The organism is Lamprocystis purpurea DSM 4197, assembly GCF_000379525.1.
GTDB classification, from domain to species: Bacteria; Pseudomonadota; Gammaproteobacteria; order Chromatiales; family Chromatiaceae; genus Thiodictyon; species Thiodictyon purpureum.
This window is the reverse complement of sequence record NZ_KB902520.1, coordinates 102,714-125,904: the sequence shown is the minus strand read 5'-3', so window position 1 is coordinate 125,904 and position 23,191 is coordinate 102,714. Positions and strand designations below refer to the sequence as shown.

Sequence of the window (23,191 nt, the reverse complement as noted above, 5' to 3'; positions counted from 1 at the left end):
GTCACGCGATCCTGCGTACCTTGCTGACCTTCTCGGGCTGGTCGGCTGGGTCAGGCTGGTCGGGTTGATCGCTCGCCTCGCGCTGCCACGGCAACGCCTCCTGATCCAGCACCGCGGCGAGCCGCGCCATCAGCACCAGGGTCTCGGGGCTCATCTCCTCACGCGGGCCGGCGATCTCCCAGCACAGGGCCAGGGCACGGCGGCGGTCCTCGTCACCCGCGATCAGTTTGGGCAGCGCGGCGATCGCCGCCTCCGGTTCGAAGCCGACGATCAGCGACTCGCGATGGATCAGCCGGGTGCGGGTCTTCGGCTTCATGCTCGCGAACGGCTCGGTGCTCATGAGCATCTGGTTGGAGCGCTCCAGGCGCGAGCGGCGCACCTCCTTGCGCGAGTGGGCCATGAGAATCAGCATGCGGATCACGCCCTCGGCGAAGCTGCCCTGCTCGATGCGGTCCAGGGCATCCTGCACCTGCACCAAGGTGCGCAGGTCCTCCTGGGGGGCCTCGCTGATGAGTTGGGACATGGGCGCGCCCAGGGCCGCCACCGGGGGCAGCGACCACAGCAGGTGAAAGCTCATCTCGATCATGGCGTTCTGCATGTCCCGCACCTGGTCCCACCCCTGAGTCACCAGATCGGCGCCGAACTGCTCCAGTTGCCGGAAGGGGTTGTCCGCGGGCGCCGCCTGGCGCTGTGCGCGCACCTGCTCGGCCAGGGCCGCCATCGGCTGCATCAGCGGGTTGCGGTCACTCAGGCTCGCACGCTGCATGCGCATCGGGTTGGTCGCGGCAAGCAGCTCCGCGCTCTGCTGGGTGCTCATCGCCCGGACCATGGGGCTGAGCGTCAGGTCGTAGAGGTGGGTCGCAAGCTCCGAGTAACGGGCCACGGCGGCGAACGGGCGGTCGGAGTCATCCCCGCCGCACTCGGCGATGACCTCGGGGATGGTGCGCTCCTGGAAAATGACATGGAAACGGCGGTCTAACCCCTCGCCGGTGGCATCCGCGATCACCATCTCGTAGAGGCCAGGGGACAGTGCCTCGATCGCCTTCAGGGTGGAGACGATCTCCTGATGCTCCTTCTTGGCGATCGTCGAGGAGACGAAGATCCCCAGATGCCCCACATTTTCGTGCAGGGTGTAGAGGATGCGCTGACCGCGCGCCTTGATCTCTTCCACGTCCTTGTAGTGATCGGCAATCCAACCCAGGGCCTGCTGCGGCGGGGTGATGTTGTCCCCGTGCGAGGCGAAGATAATGATCGGCGAGTTGATGTTGCGCAGGTCCACATGGGTGCGGGCGTCCAGGTTGGCGCAGCCCCGCGCCAGGCGGTTGCCGACGAACAGGTTCTCGACGATCCAGCGGATCTCCTGCTCGGTCATGTAATAGAAACTGCTCCACCAGCGCTCGAACCCGACGAAGCGCGGGACCTCGGTGTCCACCTCCCGCCACAGGTCGTAGTACTTGCTCCACCAGGTGTTGCTGGGGCTCAGGCGCTCGAAATTGGACACCAGGTTGGAGCCGTCGAAGAGCCCGTTGCCCAGGTCGCTCATGAGCTTGATGGACATGGCACCGCCCACCAGGCCGCCCATGTAGCGCATCGGGTTCTTGCCCTTCTGACCCGCCCAGTAAGACAGCGGCGCCCCATTGGCGACGATGGGGCCGGTGATGTCCGGGTTGGTAGCGGCCAACAGCATGGCGGCCCAGCCGCCCTGGCAGTTGCCGATGACGATCGGCCGGGGCGCGTCCGGGTGGCGGCGGCGCACCTCGCGCACAAAGTCGGCCTCCGCGGCGGTGACGTCGGCGATGGTCTGGCCGGGCTGCGGGAGTCGGGTGAAGGTCACGAAATAGACCGGATGACCCTGATGGATGGCGACGCCGACCTCGCTCTCATGCTTGAATCCGCCGATCCCGGAGCCGTGGCCCGCGCGCGGGTCGATGATGATGTAGGGGCGGCCGTTCTCGCGCACCGTCACACCCTCGGGAGCCCGGATGCGCACCAGCGAGTAGTTGACCGGACGAGTCAGTTTGGCGCCGTCGATCACCAGGTCGTGGTCCCAACTCAGCACCGTCTTGTTCGAGTTCTCCTCGTGCTCATTGAAGTAGTTGCCGCGCTGGCGCAGGGCATCGGTGACGAGCACCGCGCGCTGGGCGGCATCGGTGAGATAGGCGATCCACTGCTGGGCCAGTTGCGGGGCCAACTGGGGCGACATCAGGGCCTTCGTGACAGTGGTCCAGGCCTCATGGTTGCGCTGGAGGTTGGTCTGTGCCGTTTTGGCCGCCCGCTCACCGTGGGTCTTGGCGATGAAGTCCAAGTCCTTGGCGTAGCCCACGAAGGCCTCGCTACTGTCCTTGGCGGACTGGCCGAGCCCGGTGAGGGCATTCGCCACCTCCGGCTGCTGGGAGAAATCGGGGAAGTTGTGCATAGTCTACTCCGGTCAGTCGAGACGTTGGCGGCGGTCAGCCGGTGATGTGGAAGCCGCCGTCCACGTAGATGGTCTGCCCGGTCAGCATGACGCCGGTGCGGGTCGCGAGCATGGCCGCGACTGCCCCCACGTCGTCGATCTCCGCCAGCCGCCGCAGGGGGGCCCGCTGCTCGGCGCTGTCCACCAAGGCATCGAAGCCCTTGAGGCCGGAGGCGGCGCGCGTGTGCAGGGGACCGGGGGAGAGGGCATAAGCGCGGATGCCCTTGGGTCCGAGCTCAGCGGCGGCGTAGCGCACCGCCGCCTCCAGTGCGGCCTTGACCGGACCCATCAGGTTGTAGGTCGGCAACACCTTGTCGGCACCGTAGAAGGTCATGGCGAAGAGCGAGCCGCCGTCTGCCATCAGGGGCTCCGCCAAGCGCGCCATGCGCAGGAAGGAATGGGCGGAGACGTTGACGGCCAGGCCGAACCCCGCGGCGGAGGAGTCCACCAACCGCCCCTGCAGGTCCTCGCGCGGAGCGAAGGCGATGGAATGGACCGCGAAGTCGAGTCGGCCCCAGCGTTCACGCACGGCCGCGAAGACCGACTCCAGTTCGCCTTCCACCATCACGTCGCAGGGCAGAAAGAGCTCGGCGTCGACCGTCTTGGCGAGCGGTTCTACGTAGGGCCGGGCCTTGTCGTTGAGATAGGTGACTGCCAGGTCTGCCCCCAAGGTGCGGAAGGCCCTGGCGCAGCCGTAGGCGATCGAGTGTTCGTTGGCAATCCCGATCACCAGGCCCTTCTTGCCGTCAAGGCTGAAATAGCTGTCATCAAGCATGATCTGATCCCAATGTTGGCGACGAAAGTTCACGTACGACGCGCAAGGTGTGGCGGGCGATCATGGCCTCTTCGTCGGTGGGGATGACCCACACTGACGGGATCGCACCCGGCGGGCTGATCCGCGGGCCTTGGGTCCCATTGGCCGCCTCGTCGAGCCTGATGCCGAGCCAGGCGGCGTCGCGGCAGACCCTGGCGCGGACCACCGCGTCGTTTTCGCCGACTCCGGCGGTGAATACCAGGGCATCGAGACCGCCGATGGAGGCGCACAGTGCCCCCAGGGTCTGGCCGATGCGATAGCAGAAATAGTCGATCGCCTCCGCGGCGCGCGGGTCGTCGCTCGCGTGCAGGTCGCGCAGGTCGTTGCTGACCCCGGAGAGACCCAGCAGCCCGGACCGCTTGTACAGCAGGTCCTCCAACTCGGTGACCCCCAACCCGTCCTCACGCATCAGGAACAGGATCACCCCCGCGTCCAGCACCCCGCAGCGGGTGCCCATGGGCAGCCCGTCCAGGGCCGAGAAGCTCATGGTGGTATCGACGCTGCGTCCGCCGATCAAGGCGGTCATGCTCGCCCCGCTGCCCAGGTGGGCCACCACCACCCGGCCGTCGGCGACCTCCGGGGCCAGCTCGCGCAGGCGCCCGGCGATGTACTCATAGGAAAGTCCGTGGAAACCGTAGCGCTTGACCCCACGGTCCAGGAGCGCCCGCGGCAGGCCGAGCTGTTCGGTCACGCGAGCGCGCCCGCGATGAAAACCGGTGTCGAAGCAAGCCACCTGCGGCAGCTCGGGATGGTCCATCGCCACCGCCCGGATCGCGGCCAGATTGTTCGGCTGGTGCAGCGGCACCAGTGGGATCAGGCCGGTCAGGACGTGCAGAACCTGCGCGTCCACCAGCACCGGCTCGGCATAGGTCTCGCCGCCGTGGCCGACCCGATGACCCACGGCGAGGATGGCTTGGCCCTGGGCCGCGTCCGCCAGCCAGTTCCAGATCTGCTTGAAGGCGCGGGCGTGGCCTTGGCCGGCGGGCACGGCTTCCCAGTAGCTCTCGGCCAGCAGCTTGCCCGAGGGGTCCTTGGCGACGAAATGCGGGGCCGTGCCGATGCCCTCCACCTGGCCCTTCACGCGCACCGCCGGTGCGTCATCGACAATCTCGTAGAGGGCAAACTTGACGCTGGAAGACCCGGCATTCAGGGTGAGGATCAGGTCGTTCATGGCGGCCTCCTCAAGCACCCTTGACCAGGTCCTTGGGCAGGTCTTTCAGGATCAGCCCCTGACGCACCGCATGGGCATGGAGCACGGCGACGGCGGCGCTGGCGCGGCGCGTGCGCACGCTGTCGGCGCGCGAGGTCAGCACGATCGGCACCCGCGCGCCCAGGACCACCCCGGCCGCTTCCGCGTTGGCGAGGAAGATGAGTTGCTTGGCGAGGATGTTGCCGGACTCCAGATCCGGGACGATGAGCACGTCGGCGACCCCGGCGACCTCCGAGGCGATCTTCTTGATCCGCGCCGCCTCCGGGTTGATCGCGTTGTCCATGGCGAGCGGGCCGTCCAAGACGCCGCCCTGAATCTGGCCGCGCTCGGCCATCTTGCAGAGTGCGGCGGCGTCCAAGGTGGACTGGATCTTGGGCCGGATCGTTTCCACCGCGGACAGGATCGCAACCTTGGGTCGCGCGACTCCCAGGGTGTGGGCCAGGTCGATCGCGTTCTGGCAGATGTCGGCCTTGGCCTCCAGGTCCGGGGCGATGTTGACGGCCGCGTCGGAGACCAGCAGCAGCTTGGGGTAGGTGGGCACGTCCATCACGAAGACGTGGCTGATACGCCGGGCGGTACGGATGCCGTTGACCTTGTCCAGCACGGCGGCGAGCACCTCGTCGGTGTGCAGGCTGCCCTTCATCAGGATCTCGGCACGGCCCTCGCGGATCAGGGCCACGGCGCGCGCGGCGGCGGCATGGCTGTGCGCGACGTCGATGATCTCAATGCTGCCGAGGTCGAGCCCGAGTTCATCCGCAACGCTGCGGATGCGGCCCAAGGGCCCGATCAGGATGGGCTGGATGAAGCCGTCCTGGAAGGCCTCGATGGCGCCTTGCAGCGAGACCTGGTCGACCGGGTGAACCACGGCCGTCGGCACCGGCTCCAGTGCCTGGACCGCCTCCAACAGGACGCCGAAGCTGTCGTGGTGCCGAACCGAAACCTCGGGGGCCTCCACGCGGCGGAAGCGGATGCGTTCCGCCGGCGCCACGACCTGCGCCACGCCGTCCATCACCGGCTCATGGCGCTGGTTGCGGACCTCGCAGTCGAACAGGACGACGCGCCCCTCGCGGCGCTCGCGGACCCGGATGCGGGCGGTCAGGGTGTCGCCCAAGTCCACCGCCCGGTGGAAGTTGGAGTCCTGGCTGACATACACCGTACCTGGACCGGGCAGCACGTTGCCCAACAAGCTGGAGATCAGGCTGGTGGCCCAGAGGCTGTGGCCGACCACCCCCCGGGCCCCGCTCTCCACGGCATAGGCCGCGTCGGTGTGGATCGGGTTGAGGTCTCCGGACACCTTGCCGAACAGGGCCACGTCGTCGCGGGTCAGGGTGCGCTCCAGTTCCGCGGTCTGTCCGATCTGGATCTCGTCGAAGGTCCGGTTCTCGATGAAGTCGGCGGTTGTGGATTCCACGCTGGGGTCCTCGCTGGCGGCAGGCCCTGGGATCGGGCCGACGGTGGGCTGCGATATTGCATTGCAATAAGGTAGCAACCGAATGTGTCGCCTGGATGAACCCTGACTGGACGTACCGCGCCGCGACGACCGCTGACCTCGTCAACAACAAAAAGACTTGTTTAATTTAGAAACCGTCACTGAATCCCCGTCGCCTGCTTGAAGTGGCCTTCCAGATCGAGCCCATAGTCGATGGCGCGATTCAGTTCCGCGGTGTATTTCTCCACCGCCCCGGCGGAAGTGGCCAGGGCCGCCTGGTGGGCGGTCGCGTCCACCGAGCCGGCGGCCTGCTGGGTGTAGGACTGCGCCTGGCCGCCGGTGTCCAGTTGGAAGGGACCGGTGAGGCGGCGCGGATCGATCTGCTTCAGTACTGCATAGTGACGGTTGAGTTCAGCGATCTTCGTGATGAGTTCCTGCTTGACCTTGAGATACCGTGAGAGGTACTCGGTGAAGGTCGCGTAGGCGTTGAGATTGCCGATATGGGCCGGGTCGGTCAGGTACTCGGGGGTCCACTGGATGGACAGGACATTGTAATAGTTCTGGAAATCGAACAGATTCACCTCTTTGTCCGAGCGTGCCAGGGCCAGATAGGCCTGGTCCAGGGCCTCCTTGACCCAGCGCTCGCGGTCTTCCCATTGCTTCTGGTTGCCGGCCATATCGGCGGGGCTGAACTCGCTTCCGCCGAATGAGAAGCCGCCCAACTGCTTCAGGTAATCACCGAAGCTGGCCGCCTGGGCAGCAGCCGTGGCCGCCATCAGGGCGGCCAGAGCAAGCAGGGGCAGGTACGCGCATCGAGCGCTCGGCGTCGGCCCTTGGGTCCTCATGTCGTGGTTCCTCGATGATTCAGAAGTTGGGTCCGACCGGGTCCCCAAGCCCCTGGTAGGTGCGGATCAGGGCCATGATGACCTCGCCGCTCTGGGCCGGGATGAGGATCTGGGAGGCCTTGATCAGGTCCGGCACCAGTCCGTTCTCGGTCACGAAATCGCCGCCCAGCACGTCGTTCATCTCCTGGTTGGAGATTTGGGTACTGACCGGGCGGAAGCCCTCCTTTTGCAGGGCCAGGAGTTGGATGTCGCGGGTCAGCAGGAAGTCCTTGAAGCGCCGCGCGGCCTCGACCTGGGCCTGGGAATTGCCGTGACGCAGAGTGTAATAGGGATGATCCGAGATGAGATTGTACTTGGGATAACGGATCACCGGCTTGGCCCCGGCCGGGTCATTGGCCTTGCGGATGAAAGCGAGCTTCACACCCAGGTTCTCGTACACATAGACGCTGGACAACGGCTGGCCCCCGTAACCGGCCTGCATCAGCGGCTCGGCGAGCTTGCCGGTGCTGTCCTTGGTCTGGTCCGACAGATATTTCATGAAGGCCAGATAGGCTTGGAAGTCGGGGTTCTTCAAGTCATCCAGCCGGATCTTGTAGTACGCCCGGTCCTTGGCGAAGAACTCGTAGGCCATCGTGATCAGGGCGACCGCGCCGCTGTTGGAGTCCTGCGGGCGGGTGAAGCCGAATTGGAAGTTGCGCCCATTCGGGTCGATCTTGTCGCCGCCCAACTCGCGGGAGAAAATCTCGGTAAGCGTATCGAAGCTCATCGACTTCTGGAGCTTCTGATCGATCGCCTGCTGCACCGGCTCCCAGGTGACGAAGACCATCGGGCTGCGCGCCACCGAGTCATCGGTCTCGAACAGCTTGCCGCCGGTGAAGGCGTCCTCCACCACACCGCGGAAGATGCTGGAGGCGGGGGCCCACACCTGATACTCATTGCGCCCGCCGTGCATGGTCTTGCCGCCGGCCAGCAGGGTCGCGGACTCGGTCGAGCCGATCTTGTCGATGGTGAGCCGGATGGGCTTGCCGTCGATGCTGTTGAGGCTGGGGTCGGCCATGAAGCGCCGGGCGGCCTCCTCGAACCAGTCCTTCTTCTCGGAGCCGGCGGCGATCTTGACCTCGATCACCTGCCGGTCTTCCGGCACCGGATAGTTCACCTGCTGCTGCCCGGCTTTGGCCGCGCTCACCTCCACCGGCTTGACCGTGATCGCCTGCGTCTTGACCGTGGCGCCGATCGACTCCTGACCGTCGCGCGGCAAGACGGCCGGGGCCGGACTCTCCGGGGTGCTCGGCAATTGCTGGGCGGGCGCCTCCTTCACCGCCGTGCCCGATGGGGTCCCGGCTTGATCGGGGGTCGCGCCGGGTTTCGCCTGGACTTTGGACAGGTCGACGTTGAGGCTGCCGAAGTCGAACAGCTTCTCGGCCGCCGGTAGCGTGGGCGCGGCGAGTGCGACGGCGAACGCCAGCAACGTGCAGGCTGCCATGCGGCCGAGTCTGTCGAATGCGGTGTTGGTGCGGCCTGTGGTCGGCGCGGGATTCGCGGATGGTGACATCGGGATCGTCCTCGACTTGGCAGTGATCACAGGAGTTCGCTGAAGCGCTTGAAGATCTCGCGGATCTCCGCGGAGTCCCCGCGGCGCGTCTCGCCGCCGGCGGCGGCACTGACGGCCTTGAGCGGCGCGTCGTCCGCCTGGCCGCCGAAGGCGACGCCGAAGACCGGGATCTTGCAGGCCGGATCGCCCAGATAACCACCGCGGCCGTCACCCTGGGCGAAGCCGATCTGCCGGATCAGGTCGGCATCCGAGACCTTCGAGGCATTGTCGACCCCATCGGTCAGGACCACCAGGACGCGGATCGACCGGTCCGACGGGTCGGCCTTGATCGCCTGACAGAGGTCGGTCCAGGCGGTGGCGATGGCCGAGCGCATGGCGGTGCCGCCCGCCGGGCGAATCTTGGCGAGCGCCTCCGTCAGGCGCGCCTTGCCGGCCGCATCCATGGCGATCGGCTGGCCCTTGGGCGTCAAATCGGAATACTGGACCTGATAGTCATAGAGCAGCAGGGAGAGGCGGTCCTTGTCCTGGAGGGTTCCGGCGAGCAGGTTCGCACTCTCCACCGCCATCTCCATCCGCGAGCGCTCCACCCCGCGCTCGTTGTCGCGCAACTTGGTGTCCATGCTGCCGGAGCGGTCGATCACCAGCACGACCTGGGACTTGTTCTTGATCGCGCGGAAGGCATCGCGGGCGGCCTTGACCACGTTGCCGCCGGGTGTGGCGAGGAAATTGTGCACCGTCTCGAATGGCTGCACCCCATGGTCCGGGCTCCACACCATGGCATAGATCTTCGGGTCCATATCGAGGGCAACGCTCGGACGGAACCCGTATTGCAGCGCCTTGGCCTGAGTCTGGGGGGACATCAGGAAGGCGAAGTAGCGCTTGGCGCCATCCTCCTCATCCGCGTCCACCCAATCGCGCTTGACGATGGCGAAGGGGTGATTGGTGGCGAAGGTACCCTCCTTGGGGTAGACCGCCAGCAGCTTGGGGAACTTGAGTCCCTGGTCACGGATGTACTGGTTGGCCTGGATCACGTCGCTCTCATAGAGCACCACCGCATCCGCGTACTGGGGGCCGCCGGCCCGCATCTTCTCGGCATAGAAGCCGGTGGAGCGGCCGTAATGGATGACGCTCTCGTGGACCTTGGCGACGAATGCGCGGACCTTGGGATCCTCGACCTTGGCGAGCGACAGGCGCGGCACCGACCGTCCGGCCTCCGCTTCGGCCCCCGCATAGAACTGGGCAACCAGGGCCGACAGCCCGCTGTTGGAACTCTCCGGGCTGGTCTGACCATAGCGGAAGCCGCCCGCGGCCGAGCGCTTGAAGACCTCGGCCCAACCCACCTGATCGGCCGGGCCCAGCTTGGCGAGCACCGGCTCCCATACGGCGATCACCACCGGGGATGAGACCAGAAAGCCCTCGACCTTCAGCAGGTCCTGGCCCTGCGTTTCGGTCGACTCGAAATTGATCAGGTTCACATAGAGGTCCGAGGCCGGACTGGTGGCGTGGACCTCGTCGGGGCCGGCCTGACCGTTCTTGATCTCGTTGACCGCATCGCCGGACCCCTTGGGGATGGCATGGACGCAGATGGTCTTGCCGGAGGCGGTCTGCTCGCCCTGCCGGTTGAAGGCGTCGGTGACCTCGTGGATCCAGGGTGCTTTCTCGGAGCCGTAGGTGAAGCGCACCACGACCTGGTTCGGCGTCGGAGTACAGCGGTTCTCCACCTCCGCCGCGGAGGCGGCACCGGGAGCAAGACCAAGGAGCGAGACCGCCAGGGCGGCGGCGAACGGGGTTCGCGACAGGTCCGTGAACATGAGACCTCCGAAGCCGATGGATGGATAGACGGGCGGGGCCACGCGGATTCCGCGTAGACTTAGGCGCAAGTGTGACAGGAAGATGTGACAGCGTTGTAACGGTCCGGCAGGCCGTCTTGGCGGCTCTGTCGCCCGCGTTGGCGCAGTCTTGCGTCTTGACCTAACGGCGGACCCGCCCAGTCCCGGTATCAAAGGCGCAACCAATCGCGGTTAGACTAGACTCCGCCAGGATACGCATTGGCTGTCCTCGGGAAACCCCGGAGTTGCCGGCGCGTTTCGCCTGTCGCGCAAGAGTCCCGCCGGAACTTGATCCCCTCTTGCCGGCAGCAGTCCGGCCAACCGATACCCACACCAACACATTGCTTAAAGGAAACCCGTGATGAAACGGTCCACCACCATCGCATCCGCCCTGTTCCTGATCGCCGCCGTCCCGCTGCTGGCCGGCACCTTCGACACCACCGGGATCGCGCTGGCCGGCTCGGCGCCCGTCGCGCGCATCCTGAACTGCGACCTGATGAAGACCTCGTTCAAAGGCAGCAACGAGGGCTGGTTCAGCAGCGCCGAGAAGTCGGTGGAGTCCACGTGCCTGGCCGGCGACACCCTGATCAACTTCTCGGCCGGTGCCGACAACTGGCCGAAGCTGCTGCAACTGGCCGGCCAGCCGGTCATCGTCAAGCTCGCCCAGAACAAGGGGGTGATCAAGGAGGCCAAGACCGATTGGGCGCTGATCGATATCGCCCCCAAGGCCGGCGCCAAGGCCACCGCCAATCCGGTCAAGGTCTGCGGCGACGACAAGGCGCCGAAGGAACTCAAGGACGTTTGGTCGCACGGCTACCGCGTCGGTCTCGCGGTGGACGTTTGGCAGGGCGGCACGCGCCCGAAGGATGACCACTGGACCGGCGCTCAGTCGGGGCACAAGGATGACTGGTACGCCGACGTGCGCATGTCGCGCAGCCGCAACGCGCAATGGGCGCCGGACGGCTCGGTGCGCCTCGGCGCCGTCTGCGCCGCCGCGCACGAGGCCATCGCGACCGCCGCCAAGCCGCTGATCTTCGTCTATGACCAAGGCAGCGAGGACCCGCAGTACGTGATCGTGGAGGCCTATGCGATCGATTGATGCCGTCCGACCACGCACACTCAAAACCAAAGCGCCGGAAGGTGACTCAATTCGCAACTGGCTTAATCGATTGGAGCTTTAGAACATCACGGCCTGAACAGGTCGGCGCAGTGACGATGGCATCGTCGGGCCACGGCCGAAGCGCACCACCAGGTCGGGGCGCTGATCAGCCAGTCCGATCGCGGCGGCGAACTGCGGCCGCAGCGATCGAACCTCGACGGGCTGGTTCAAGAAGGCATTGCGAATGCCCAGTGCCGTTGCCTGTAGCGCGAACCGCTCGTAGCAGCGCCCGACGTCTACCCAGTGCGCCTTGTCGGCCGACTGGCCGACGAACACCATGAACAGGGATGAGGACTGCGCGCGTGTGGGTTCGAGCGCCACGCGCACCGCGTCGCTTGCCGGGTCGAACCGCACATCACCCGTGAGACCGCGGGCCAGCGCGGCCTGGATCAGGTTCTCGGCGGCACAACCCAGCGAAACGAAGAGGTGGTGATCGTCCGGGTCCACCGCCGGGCAGCGACGCGCCAGATCGGGCAGGATCGCGATGGATCGGCCGTTGCCCTCCAGCGCGAACTTCCAGCACTGGGTGTTGTGGCTGGAGGGCGCCAGGGTGGCACAACGAACCAGTTCCTGGCCGAGCGCAGCGCCGTCAAGGCCACTGCGGGCATCCAGCCGCCAAGTGTCCGCGCACACCGCTGCATAGAACGCATCCGGCAAAGGCAATCGAAAGTAACCGTTCAGACCCCCGCCTGCCGCAGCGGGGCCAGCCGGCAATCCCTAGCGCTGGTCAGCGATGGCCTTGACCAGATGGGTCCAGGGCGCGTGCTGACGTTGCCGACAGGTGTCGATGACAATACCACGGCGCTTGTCTCCCTTCTTGACGACCGGGACAGCGAGTTGGATACTTCTGTGTAACTAGTGGGATTTCCTGCCCGTGTGCGGCGCGAGTCCGACCGAGCCGGCGATGGGAGTAAATAGTCGTAATGGGCGTCGATCTGCACGATGACGGGGGACTCATCTTCGGCTTTCAACTTCAGTCGCAAGGACCAGCCGCCGCCCTTGATCTCCATGCGCTCAGTGCGCTGCAGCCACCCGAAGGTTGCGTCTGGTTACATTTCAACCTTAACGATCGGCGTGCCGTCGAGTGGGTCAATGCCTGCGCCTGGCTCAGTCCGGAAAGCCGGGATTTCCTCCTGTCGAGTGAACACAATACCCGCATTGAAGCGACCGGGCGCACCATCGCCGGAGTCTTATCGGACGTCCTTGCCGACAATCCCGAAGAATTCGGCGCTTTTCGCTTCTACGCCGATCAGACCTGCTTGGTGACTGGGCGGCATCATACGATCTCAGCGGTGGGCCTGTTACACGGGGACCTTGACCGCGGGGTGCGGATCGAGACCACCGCGGCCTTACTCAACCGTCTATTGGGCCATTTGCTCGCAACGTTCCAGAAGATGGTCGCCAAGTATGGCGATCTGATCGATGATGCCGAAGATCGTGTATTCTCTGGTCGCGATTACGAGATGAATTTCGGACAGCATCGCCTGGCAATGGCTCGGTTGCGACGCCAAGTCAGCGCCGACGGCCATGCCCTGCGCGACCTTCCGGGACATCTTCCGCCCTGGTGGGACGGGCTGGCGTCCAAGGATCTGGTCAGGTTGGGCCGGGCGCTGTCGTCGGTAACTCAAGATCTCGAACTCGTGCAGGAGCGGGCGCGGCTGCTGAACGAAGAGATCGACCGACGCCTCACCGAACGAACGAACCGTAATCTCTATTTTGTTTCCGTTGCGGCGACGTTGTTTCTGCCCATCACCCTGATCTCCAGCATCTTCGGCATGAACGTCGGCGGCTTGCCGTGGCTCGAGGATGCCAATGGGTTTGTCTGGGTCATGGGGGTCATGCTGGCCTCCGTCATCGTCGCCTTCGTCTTAATCTACTGGCGCCGGATGCTTTAGCGACTCGGGGTGCCAAGCCTGGATGGCGGACTGCCGGGTCGCACTTCGGGCTGTACTGGCACCTCCCCCGGTCGCAGTCCCGCTACCCAGGCGACGAGCACATCAAGGGCTACAAAGGCGCTGACCGGGCCGAGGTAAAAGGCAAGATCGACGCACCGTTGGGTAATCGCAAGAAGGCCGCGATCGGGGATATCGCCACCGCTCAGGCCGCCCCGTCGGCCTTGCAGTGAATTGGCAACAGGAAGGTCAGGCAGGCCTTGATCGTCATTCCGGCCCCTAGAATACCGGAGGTCGAGGCTTCAGCCGGTCGACATCGCGTCTGCGCGGCCCGGTCCGGCTAACGCCTCGACCTCCAGTGGGCGACGCCCCGGCGCCGGCCGGAACGCTGCCCGACCCGCTAGCGGATGTTGGGGATCTCCGCCTGAACGCGCTCCACGACGGCCTTCGGCATCGGGATGTAGCCGAGGTCGGCCGCCATTCCCTGACCATCCGCCAGCGCCCAGGTGACGAAGTCGCGCAGGGCCGCACTGATCCGTTCGTTGCCGTGCTCGCGGAAGAACAGCATCCAGGTAAAGGTGACGATCGGGTAGGCCGCCGGGTCAGCGGGGTCCGTCACCCAGATGCGCAGGTCCTTGCCCGTGAGGTCCGCGCCGGCCAGGGCCGCCTGGCCGGACTCGTCGCTGGGCGCGACGAACTGACCGGCGGCATTCTCCAACATTGCCACCTGAGCGTTGGTCGAGGTGGCGAAGAAATACTCGATATAACCGATCGAACCCACCGTCTGGTTGACGGTGGCGGTGACGCCATCGTTGCGCGGTGCGCCGATGATATTCGGCTGGTTCGGCCAGGACACCGAGGTGCCGGTCCCCACCCGCGTGCGGAAGGACTCATTGATGGCGCTCAGGTGTTGGGTGAAGACGAAGGTGGTGCCCGAGGAATCGGACCGCCGCACGACCCGGATCGTCCGGTCGGGGAGGGTCACGCCAGGATTGGCCGCGGCGATCCGCGGATCGCTCCAGTTGGTGATCTCACCGGAGAAGATCAGCGGGTAGACGGCGCGCGGCAGCCGCACATTGTCGATCCCCGGCAGGTTGTAGGCGAGCACGATCTCACCGGCCGTCATGGGCAGCACCAGCACCCCGCCGCGCACTTGGGCCATCTCCTCGTCGGTCATGGCCGCGTCGCTGGCGCCAAAATCGAAGGTGCGGTTGATGACGTTGCGCACGCCGGTGCCGCTGCCGACCGACTGGTAGTTGATCCGTATCCCCCGATTCTCCCGATTGAAGTGACGAAACCACGCCGAGTAGAGCGGGAACGGGAAGCTCGCCCCGCCGCCGTTGATCCGGACCTGCTGCGCCTGCGCCGGCAGGCTGAGCAGTAAGCTGAGGGCCAAGGCGAGCGCGGCCGCGCCGATACGATGCAGATGCATGCTGAGTGCTCCTGACTAGAGGGGTTGCGACGGGGTCTCACGCGGCGTCCGAGACGCCGCGTGTGGATCATCCCACCGCGGTGTTACGGAGTCGTGAACCGAGCGCGTGGTCAGTTCCTGAGCCCGTTCCCATCATCGGGCGACAGCGGGGGTCGCTTGAGCATCGGGCGAGCCTCACCGCGCCGCCGTCGCCAGGCGGGCCGCGGCAGGCGGTCCCGGTCATGCATCACCGTCATCGACGCGCCGTCCCGAGGCGCCGGATGGCTGGCAAAGCGGCGGTTCGACCGGCGCCCTGCCGGATTGCACCGCGATGATGATGGGAACCAGAACGGTGGCGACGATCCCGGCTGCGAAGCCGTTGTTGTATAGATTCAGTCCGCCGTGCATCACACCCACGCTGAGCACCGCTGACGAGTGCAAAAAGCCCGCGGCGATGCCCCAGCCCCAACCGAAGCGTCCGGCGATCGGCGCCAGGTTGGTGCCGAAGAGCGCGGCGAGCAGGATGGAGGGGTCAGCCAAGTGCCACGGCTTTGCCAGCGAGCCCAGGACGACACCGATGATGATCGGCACGAGGTTCTTCGGGTGCTTGCCGAACGCTGCGAACCCCATGATCGACAACAGCGCCCCGATCACCGGGCCGTTCAGGTCACCGCCCACGGCCAGGACGTAGGCCAGCCCGATCGCCCCGCTCAGCGCCATATTGATCAAGGTCGCGCCGAACCCGCCGATGGCGATGAAGTCGGTTGGCGCCTGGCCGGATTCGCGCAGGATCCGCGCAAAGCCGCAGGGCGCGTGTCGATCCAGCAGGAGTCCGATCGCCAGCATGGTCGCCAACACAAACCCGACGAAACTTCCCAGCAGAAGATTGTTCCCGGTGGTCCAGATGAGCACGGGGTCCGGTACGAACCCGTAGGATTTGTATAAGGCAACGATCAAGATCCCGACCAGGCCCGCGGCAAATCCCATGTTATAGAGCGCGAAGCCCATCTGGGCCTTGAACACCTGGGCCGCCACCGGCGGCAGGATGAATCCGATCAGGACTCCGGTACCGATGCCAAGGGGCACTGCGACTTCAACCGGCAAGAGGGAGCTGAAGAGGATCTCCGAGGTAACCGGCGACAGCGCCACTGCGAAGAACGCGGCATTGATGTGGGTCGCGAATGGCTGTCCCTTGAAACGCGCGTACAACGCCACGCCGAAGACGATGAACCAGATATTGAGCAGATTCTTGCCGAACAGGCCGAACCCTAACAGGAGAAAGAGTGCGGCCACCGCCGCACCATTGAGCCTCGCCCCCACGAGGAAGTAGACCAGGCACGCACTCAGGGTCAGCAGGCCCGCATTGACGAATCCGGCGCCTACCCCGCCGACGCCGAAATAATCGGTCAATAGGGTGTCGCGCGACGTCATTATCGCGACCAACCCCTCGCCGATTTCGGTGGGACTGGAGACCAGAAAACCGAAGACGACGAACAGGGCCGCATAGCCGCTGATCACGCGTAGGATCAGCCGGTCCGCCGTTTCTGGTGCCGGTCGGATCGGCTCATTCATCGCGTCGTCGGGCGTCTCTGTCGATAACATTAGGATGACCGTGGGGTGACCGCGGGATGAGGATTCAACTCATGGCGAGCGCGCTCGGCGTATCGATGATACCTCGAACAACGTTGATCTGATCAGCGTTTCCCAGGCGACCCCGCACACGCGAGTCCTGCTGGACGCTGCAGCGCCGACACGCATCGGCGAGCACGCCCCTGAGTGCGCCGATAACCCTTGCTTCATAGGGTCCCGGCGAATTGTCACACTTCACATCTAAACTTGGCAAGGCGAGAAAGTCGGGGTGCCCACGCGACCCGGGACGTTCCGCCATTTTCAACGTATTGACCGAGCAATTGAACCTCTGGAGGTGCTTTATGAGCGGCGAAGACACAGTTGGGAGTGGCGCTGGAGTGTCGCAAGGCGTTGCGGGAGACGCCGAGGAAGGGGCGAGCGACATCCAGCGAGTCGTGCAGTGGCTCATCGTTCTTGCACTTGTCTATGCGCTGATGATTGCCGTCGGGCTCCTCAGCCAGGGCTTCCGGTCGGTCTCCGGGGGCGCGGCTGGGGCTACAGCGATCTTCGAGTTTGCCACGAACCCGATCGTGGGTGTCCTGCTCGGCGTATTGGCGACCTCATTGGTGCAGTCCTCCAGCGCGGTGACCTCGGTGATCGTGGGTCTGGTCGGTGGCGGTCTCCCGGTGGCCATGGCGATTCCGATGATCATGGGCTCCAACATGGGGACGACGGTCACCAACACCCTTGCCGCCCTGGGCAACCTGCGGGAGGATAAGGCGTTCAACCGCTCGTTCAGTGCCGCGACCGTCCACGATTTCTTCAACCTGTTCACCATCCTGATCTTCCTGCCGATCGAGATGCTGTTCCACCCGCTGGAGCGGCTGGCGGGATACCTGGCGAAGCTCTTCGAGGGGAGCGGCGACGCCTCGATGCGGGACTTCGATTTCATTCGGACCATCACGCGGCCGGTCATCAATGCGCTGCGGGATCTGATCGGGCTGCTTCCGGACCAGATCAGCGGCTTCGTCATGATCGTGGTCGGTATCGCGGCGGTTCTGGGTGTGGTATATGCCCTGAACAAGAGCCTCAAGGCGGTGATGACGGGCAAGGCCCAGCGCGTCTTCAACGCCGCCGTCGGCAAGAGCGCGGCGCTGGCGGTCCTCTCCGGCCTGGTCGTGACCCTCATCGTCCAGTCGTCGACCCTGACCACCGTGCTCATCGTGCCGATGGCGGGTGCCGGGGTGTTCACCTTGGCCCAGGTCTACCCCTTCACCCTGGGGGCAAACCTCGGAACCCCGATCACGGCCTTGCTCGCGGCAACAGCGGTCACTGGCGAGTATGAACTCTTCGCGTTGCAGGTCGCCCTCGTGCACCTGCTCTACAACGGATTCGGCGTGGCGCTCTTCGCCGCCATCCCGCCGCTGTGGAGGCTGCCCATGCAGGCCGCCCAGGCGCTGGCCAACGGGGCCGAGCGCTCTCGCCTGGTCGTCTTCGGCTACATCCTGGGGGTGTTCTTCGTCTTGCCGGGCCTGGTGTTTGCCGCGCAGTCCTTCTTCGGCAATAAGAGCCCCGAGGTTCTGGAGGCGGAGCACAAGGAGGCCGTCTACCAGGCGGTCATGAAGGAAATCGAGGAGAAGGGGGTCGAGATCGAATAATCCCGACATATTCTTGTTGGCATTGGTCCCCGGCATAGGTATAGGGGTGAGTGCGCTGGTCGCGCGGTGGAGGCGTCCGAGTCCGACCCTGACCAGCATCTTTCAGTACTTCACCGCCGGGGTGATACTCGCCGCGACCGTATCCGAACTGCTTCCGGACCTGGACATCGACGGTCATCTCGTGCCTGTTGCGATCGGCTTTTCAGTCGGTGTGGCCCTGATGCTGTCGATGCGCGAGTTCTTCGAGTCGCTTGAGCGCCCCGTGGCGTCAGCCGATCCGGCGAGCATCTCCGCTGGGTCGCAGGCGCGACCGCGGCGACGCGTTCGGGGACGACATTCGCCTTCGCTGTCGGGACGGAACTCCACCATCAGGCCAAACAAATCGGGAAGTAGTTAATGGACAGTGTCTTAGCCTCAACAAAAAAAGACGGGGCCTGAAGGCCCCGTTTTTATTGGTCCATCCCTGGCCGCCCGAAAGCAGGCTTCTAAATCATCAGAACCTGTGAACCATGCCGATCGAGAAACCGCTCCAATCCGCATCCTCGATGTTATCCGTAAGCTGGGTGTACAGGGCGAACGCGGTGGTGCGCTTGCTGAAGTTGTAGTCATATCCGACGGCCCAAGAACTCTTCTCGTTGTTCTGGACCAGGATGCTGTCGGCAAAGTACTCACCCAAGGCGCTCGACGGGCAGGTATAGCGGAAGCCGACATTGTTCGGATCGGCGCAACGGTTCAGGTCGGCACGACCCCACATCGCCTTGATCATATTGTTGCCGAAGGCATAGCCGGCCTGCACCTGGAAGAAATTGCCGTCGGCATCTTCCGGGGCGCCCAGGATGTGCTCACGATCTTCGTAGATCGCGGTCAGGCTGAAGCCGTTCCAGTCCAGCAGGCCCAAGCCAACACGCCACTTGTTGTCGGACTCGGCGGTCATGCCGGGACCATAGAGCAACTCGTAGTTGTCGTCGTCAACCGCGTAGTTCTCGGCCCCTAGCGACTCGTAGGCCACAGACCCATAGAAAGGTCCGTTCGTGTACATCGCGGCCAGCGAGTAGGCGCCGGCGATGGAGTCTTCATCCTGGTTGAACGCGCCGGACAAGGTCGCACCGCCCTGCGGCATGACGGCTGCCATGAACTGGAAGCCGCTCCAATTCGGGGACATATAGGCCACGTTGCTATCGGTGCGCAGATCCTGGAAGCCGATGGTGCCGTTGTAGTCCGCCAGGGTGTCGGAGAACAGATCCAGATTTCTGGTGGAGAGCCTCAGCGGGGTGTCGTGACGACCCAGCAGGAGGGTACCCCAGTCGCCGGCCAGGCCAACGAAGGTGTTCCGGAAAGCAAAACCGTTTGCGCGGTTGCCGTTGGCGATGTTGGTATCGCGGGTGGCGTTGGTGATGTCAACGCCGAGTTCGATCTGATAGACCGCCTTCAGGCCGTTGCCCAGATCTTCCGAGCCCCTGACACCGACGCGCGAGCCGGGGCCGAACGAACTCTGATCCATGCCCCAGCCCTTGAACGACTGGCCGGTTCTGAAGGCCCCGACAGCTGCCGATCCGACTGCGATGCGCGCCAGACTTTCGAGCCGCACAACCTCAGCCATGTAAGCGCTCTCGGTCATGCGGCCCAGCGCGTAGTTCTGTTCCAGAAAGTCTGCCTGAGCGCTGAAATAGTTGTCGAGCGCGGTAAAACCAGCCGCGGCCCCGCCGGTCGCGAAGGCAGCTTCTCGCGCACGCTCGATGTTCGCGATCTGGGCTGCGCGCACCGTGGGGTTCGTCGAAAGCGTGGTGCTGTACAGATTCGCGGCAGCGACACCGGCTGCCTGCGCCTGTACCTGCGTCTTGCCTGAATTCAGAGCGGCTGTCGCTGCCTCGTAGTAGGCTGCCGTCGCTTCGTTACTCAGGGTTGTTGTCGTCAGCGAGCCCAGGCTCGGGGCAATAGCCGAATAGACGGGACTGAAGGTCCCCAGATTCGACACGGCGTTGTAAGTCCCCGCGCCCGTGAACGTCGCCATATTGAATGTCGGGCCAACTTGCCGTCCAGGACGGAAGAACGTGGCGTTTTGATCGACATCGATATAGTCGAGCGAAACATTGAGCCTGCCGTAAAGGATCGCTTCGGCAAAAACGATTGCCGGAGCAGCCATGGCGGCAGCGACGGCCAGGGTGAGTAGCTTCTTGGTCATCAGTGATCTCCGATGTTGTGGATTTAACAACAAGGACTGAATAAACCAACGCAATCGGACTCATGATGCAACGTGTGTGAAACCTAAGCGCGCGCGGAAAGACCGTGAGCCGACCGTGCTCGATGCAACGCAACCAGGATCTGCGATTAATCCAGATGAATAGGAAGCTTATAGTCATCTCGCCGAAGCTGGTGGTTTGTGCACCAGCAATCGTCTTTTGTCGGGCGAATGATAGAGAGCCAACAAATCCTTTGCAACACGATCGAGAAAAAAAGAGACACCCGTGACAAATGTTGCGATTTCGGGACATAGACACAGGCTCGACCCCGTGTCATCGGTGGACTTACAAACCTATCCCTATAGCCTTGCGCGAAACTTTAGACATCCATAAACCAGCCCGGTATACCGCGATCAATGTCGACGGCACCGGGGCCGCGGGCGCGATCAACATCGCAGACAAGGGGCCAGGTTCAATCAATTAAAATCCGGCGGGCAGAGCGGAACTAACATTGAGCCGGGCCCCAATGGCGCTAAGTCACGCCAGAGACTCACTCGGAACATTGGCGTAAGCAGCCAGTCGGCTGGCGGAAACGCGCCGGTTCCAGTCGTAGAATTGGTCGAGTGACCGATCGATGGCGACACAGCGCCCGAGCGGGACGCGCAGGTCATGAGTCTTAGGGATCGCGTCACCGGTACCGGCGATTACCGCCTTGAGCGCCTTCTGCTTGCCGGCAATGGTGGGAAGCGCTCGCCGGATAAGGGTCGGTTCCGGACAGTCGCTTGGCAGCACCTATGGTCATCGCGGGCGCGGCGTAGCCAGGCCAGTGCGTCCAGGCGCTGCAAATCAGCCATTCAATCGCCGCCCTTCAGTCAAGGCACGAAACAGCAGTGACGAACGCACCGGATTGGTTTGCTGGATCTCGGCCCGCGTGCGAACGATGATATCACACGGCACGGGAACTCCGCGCAAAGCGCGGTGCGCGCGCACGGCTCGACGGTGGGGCGGCTCGTCGGAGTCGGCCAGAATAACCAGCAAGTCGATGTCGCTATCCTCGGTCGGGGTACCCCAGGCATGGGACCCGAACAGGATGATCTGCTCCGGGTGGAGGTCGGCAGCGATACGCTTTGCGATGTCTGCCAGGATGTCCCGCGCCAAGGAAGATGCCATCATGTACTCCGACTGTTGCCTGGTCAGTGTAACACCGGACCCGGAAGGGACACGATAACGGCTCGGCAACTGCCGCGCCTTTGTAGGTCGGTGAGGTCACCTGCACGGTAATCGGCCCAACGCCGTCAATGCGGCGAGGACCGACCGCGCGACCGGGCTCAATCCTCCAAATCGGCAACTGCCAGGCGCCGCAGGGTGGCGCGCTGTTTGCTGTAATGCTCATCCATGCGGTCGATGATGTCGGCGAGAAAACGCACGGTCTCGACGATCTTGGGTCCTTTGTTGAGCATGGCGCACTCGGCCATGACGCTCATGCCGGCGTCCGACACCTCGGCGCGCGAGGGGGCGCCGGTCTTGGCCATGCCCTCCAGAATCTGGGTCGCCCAGATCACCGGCACATGGGCCGCTTCGCACAGCCACAGGATCTCCTGCTGGACCTCCGACAACCGCTCGAAACCCACTTCGACCGCCAAATCCCCACGCGCGATCATCACCCCGACCGGGGGACGGTGCAGGCTCGCCAACAGCAGGCGCGGCAGGTTCTCGAACGCCCGGCGGTTCTCGATTTTCAGCACCACCCCCAGCCGCTGCGCGCCCAAGCGGTCGAGCTCGGCGTGCAATTGGGCGATATCCTGCGGCTCGCGCACGAACGACAGTTGGACCATGTCCGCCAGCCGCACGATCGCGGGCAGGTCGGCCAAATCCTTTTCAGTGAGCGCGGACATGGCGAGCGGCGTGTCGGGGAAGTTGATGCCCTTCTCGGCACGCAGCTTGGCCCCTTTGGGTCCGGTCTGGGTGATGGTGACGGTGATCCGCTCGCCGTCATTGGCGGCGACCACCCCGCCGATCTTGCCATCGTCGAACCAGACCGCGTGTCCGGGACGGGCGCACTCAAAGGCAGCCGCGAGGGTGCAATGGACCTGGGCGGGGGTCACAATGGTGCCGTCCGCGGCGCGTTCGGCACCCTGGCCGGGTGCGTCAACGCGGGTCAGGACGAGCGGATCGCCGACGGCCAGTGCAATCGGCGGGATGACTTCGGGCACATTGGTGAAGGCGCCGGTGCCGACGGATTCGTCGCCGCGGCGGGCGGTGACGCTGGTGGCTTCCTCTACATAGGCGGTCTGCTCGATCTCGGCCACCCAGGAGGCGCCCTGCGCCTCGCGCACCTGCAGGCAATGCGCCTGGCCGCGGGCGTCGGTGAAGTCGAGCTGGTCGCCCACGGCGATGTGACCGAGCAGTCCGCCGCCGACCTCGAGGCGCAGGCGCAGGTCCGAGGGCGTCGGCTCGGCCGCCTCGGCGGGGGTCAACCAGACCCGTCCCGGCCGCGCCAGCCGACCGAAGCAATCGCGCTGCGGGGCGAGGCGCTGCACCCGACCGCTCGCCCGCAAGGTTCCGGTGCGCAGCTTGGGACCGGCCAGGTCCATGGCGACCCGGCAACTCCACCCCAGCGTCTGTTCGGCGCGGCGCAGATTGTCGACCATCGCCGCCCACTCCGCGGGACCATCATGGGCGCAGTTGATGCGCATCACATCCATGCCGGCCTCGACCAGGTTCTGGACGAGTTGGGCATCGGTCGCCGCCTCACTCGGCATAGTGACCATGATGCGCACGAGGCGGCCTTGGGGATCAGGTCCCAATAAGGCTTGGGTGTGCTCGCGCAGCCGCTGGGGGCCGGACTTGAAGTCCACCGGGGGCGGGGGCGGGCTCGGGTGCCCGGCGCCGGGCGCGGTGCCTTGAATCTGCCCCAGCACATCGATCACCGCGTTGAGGCTCGCCAGGGCATGCGGCTCCAGCACCCCGAGCGACGACAACCCGAGCGCGCTGAGTTCCTGTTGCAGGGCGCGGATGTCGTGATGTCGCACGCTGAGATAATGCAGCAGGTTGCGCGCGCTGTCGCGCCGCTGCGGCGCGATGGCGGCGAGCTCGCCGGCAAAACGTTGTTCCAGCGCCAGGGCACCGTCCCGCAGGGCGACGAGCTGGGCGGTGAGAGCGGACAGTTGGGCGGGTGTGGCAGGCAT

Annotated in this window: 17 protein-coding genes; 3 read left to right on the top strand and 14 right to left on the bottom strand. The window is 64.9% G+C overall.

Annotated features, from left to right (window positions below):
- Nucleotide 1 precedes the first annotated feature (1 nt).
- From A39O_RS0122020 to A39O_RS0121990, 7 genes are all read right to left on the bottom strand, one after another.
- Nucleotides 2-2,416 carry an alpha/beta fold hydrolase gene (locus A39O_RS0122020; protein ID WP_020506831.1) on the bottom strand — a complete coding sequence of 805 codons (2,415 nt, stop codon included), beginning with the start codon at nucleotides 2,414-2,416 and terminating at the stop codon, nucleotides 2-4.
- Nucleotides 2,417-2,450: 34 nt separating this feature from the next.
- Nucleotides 2,451-3,230, bottom strand: a complete 780-nt coding sequence (gene fabI, locus A39O_RS0122015; RefSeq protein WP_020506830.1) for an enoyl-ACP reductase FabI — start codon at nucleotides 3,228-3,230, stop codon at nucleotides 2,451-2,453.
- Nucleotides 3,223-4,440: an acetate/propionate family kinase gene (locus A39O_RS0122010; RefSeq protein WP_026199636.1), complete on the bottom strand. Its 1,218-nt coding sequence runs from the start codon at nucleotides 4,438-4,440 to the stop codon at nucleotides 3,223-3,225. The genes fabI and A39O_RS0122010 overlap by 8 nt, the downstream gene beginning before the upstream one ends.
- Nucleotides 4,441-4,450: 10 nt before the next feature.
- Entirely contained in the window at nucleotides 4,451-5,890 is a 1,440-nt protein-coding gene (locus tag A39O_RS0122005) for a bifunctional enoyl-CoA hydratase/phosphate acetyltransferase (protein ID WP_020506828.1), read from the bottom strand.
- A gap of 176 nt (nucleotides 5,891-6,066) precedes the next feature.
- Complete coding sequence (locus A39O_RS0122000) at nucleotides 6,067-6,753, bottom strand: hypothetical protein (protein ID WP_245561959.1); 687 nt, start codon at nucleotides 6,751-6,753, stop codon at nucleotides 6,067-6,069.
- 19 nt (nucleotides 6,754-6,772) lie between these two features.
- Nucleotides 6,773-8,305, bottom strand: coding sequence for a substrate-binding domain-containing protein (locus A39O_RS0121995; protein ID WP_020506826.1), 1,533 nt, complete (start codon nucleotides 8,303-8,305; stop codon nucleotides 6,773-6,775).
- Nucleotides 8,306-8,331: 26 nt separating this feature from the next.
- Nucleotides 8,332-10,116: a substrate-binding and VWA domain-containing protein gene (locus A39O_RS0121990; protein ID WP_020506825.1), complete on the bottom strand. Its 1,785-nt coding sequence runs from the start codon at nucleotides 10,114-10,116 to the stop codon at nucleotides 8,332-8,334.
- Between the two features lie 379 nt (nucleotides 10,117-10,495).
- Between A39O_RS0121990 and A39O_RS0121985 the strand changes: the two genes are divergently transcribed.
- Complete coding sequence (locus A39O_RS0121985) at nucleotides 10,496-11,233, top strand: hypothetical protein (RefSeq protein ID WP_020506824.1); 738 nt, start codon at nucleotides 10,496-10,498, stop codon at nucleotides 11,231-11,233.
- A 78-nt stretch (nucleotides 11,234-11,311) separates the two neighbouring features.
- On the opposite strand, the gene A39O_RS0121980 is transcribed toward A39O_RS0121985, so the two are convergent.
- Nucleotides 11,312-11,950, bottom strand: coding sequence for a nitroreductase family protein (locus tag A39O_RS0121980; RefSeq protein WP_020506823.1), 639 nt, complete (start codon nucleotides 11,948-11,950; stop codon nucleotides 11,312-11,314).
- A 266-nt stretch (nucleotides 11,951-12,216) separates the two neighbouring features.
- On the opposite strand from A39O_RS0121980, the gene A39O_RS0121975 reads away from it, so the two are divergent.
- Nucleotides 12,217-13,188, top strand: coding sequence for a CorA family divalent cation transporter (locus tag A39O_RS0121975; RefSeq protein ID WP_020506822.1), 972 nt, complete (start codon nucleotides 12,217-12,219; stop codon nucleotides 13,186-13,188).
- Nucleotides 13,189-13,585: 397 nt separating this feature from the next.
- Here A39O_RS0121975 and pstS read toward each other — a convergent pair whose 3' ends face one another.
- Nucleotides 13,586-14,617 carry a phosphate ABC transporter substrate-binding protein PstS gene (gene pstS, locus A39O_RS0121970; RefSeq protein WP_020506821.1) on the bottom strand — a complete coding sequence of 344 codons (1,032 nt, stop codon included), beginning with the start codon at nucleotides 14,615-14,617 and terminating at the stop codon, nucleotides 13,586-13,588.
- A gap of 219 nt (nucleotides 14,618-14,836) precedes the next feature.
- Nucleotides 14,837-16,168 (bottom strand): DUF1576 domain-containing protein, encoded by a 1,332-nt coding sequence (locus tag A39O_RS34610; protein ID WP_020506820.1) that lies wholly within the window; start codon nucleotides 16,166-16,168, stop codon nucleotides 14,837-14,839.
- A 359-nt stretch (nucleotides 16,169-16,527) separates the two neighbouring features.
- Between A39O_RS34610 and A39O_RS0121960 the strand changes: the two genes are divergently transcribed.
- On the top strand, nucleotides 16,528-17,823 hold the full coding sequence (locus A39O_RS0121960) for a Na/Pi symporter (protein ID WP_157640322.1): 1,296 nt from the start codon (nucleotides 16,528-16,530) through the stop codon (nucleotides 17,821-17,823).
- 493 nt (nucleotides 17,824-18,316) lie between these two features.
- On the opposite strand, the gene A39O_RS0121950 is transcribed toward A39O_RS0121960, so the two are convergent.
- From A39O_RS0121950 to A39O_RS0121935, 4 genes are all read right to left on the bottom strand, one after another.
- A complete protein-coding gene (locus tag A39O_RS0121950) occupies nucleotides 18,317-20,005 on the bottom strand; it encodes a porin (protein ID WP_020506818.1) in 1,689 nt (562 codons plus the stop codon).
- Nucleotides 20,006-20,540: 535 nt separating this feature from the next.
- Nucleotides 20,541-20,795 (bottom strand): HEPN domain-containing protein, encoded by a 255-nt coding sequence (locus A39O_RS0121945; RefSeq protein WP_020506817.1) that lies wholly within the window; start codon nucleotides 20,793-20,795, stop codon nucleotides 20,541-20,543.
- 54 nt (nucleotides 20,796-20,849) lie between these two features.
- Entirely contained in the window at nucleotides 20,850-21,173 is a 324-nt protein-coding gene (locus A39O_RS0121940) for a nucleotidyltransferase domain-containing protein (protein ID WP_157640329.1), read from the bottom strand.
- A gap of 158 nt (nucleotides 21,174-21,331) precedes the next feature.
- Nucleotides 21,332-23,191 carry a pyruvate kinase gene (locus A39O_RS0121935; RefSeq protein WP_020506815.1) on the bottom strand — a complete coding sequence of 620 codons (1,860 nt, stop codon included), beginning with the start codon at nucleotides 23,189-23,191 and terminating at the stop codon, nucleotides 21,332-21,334.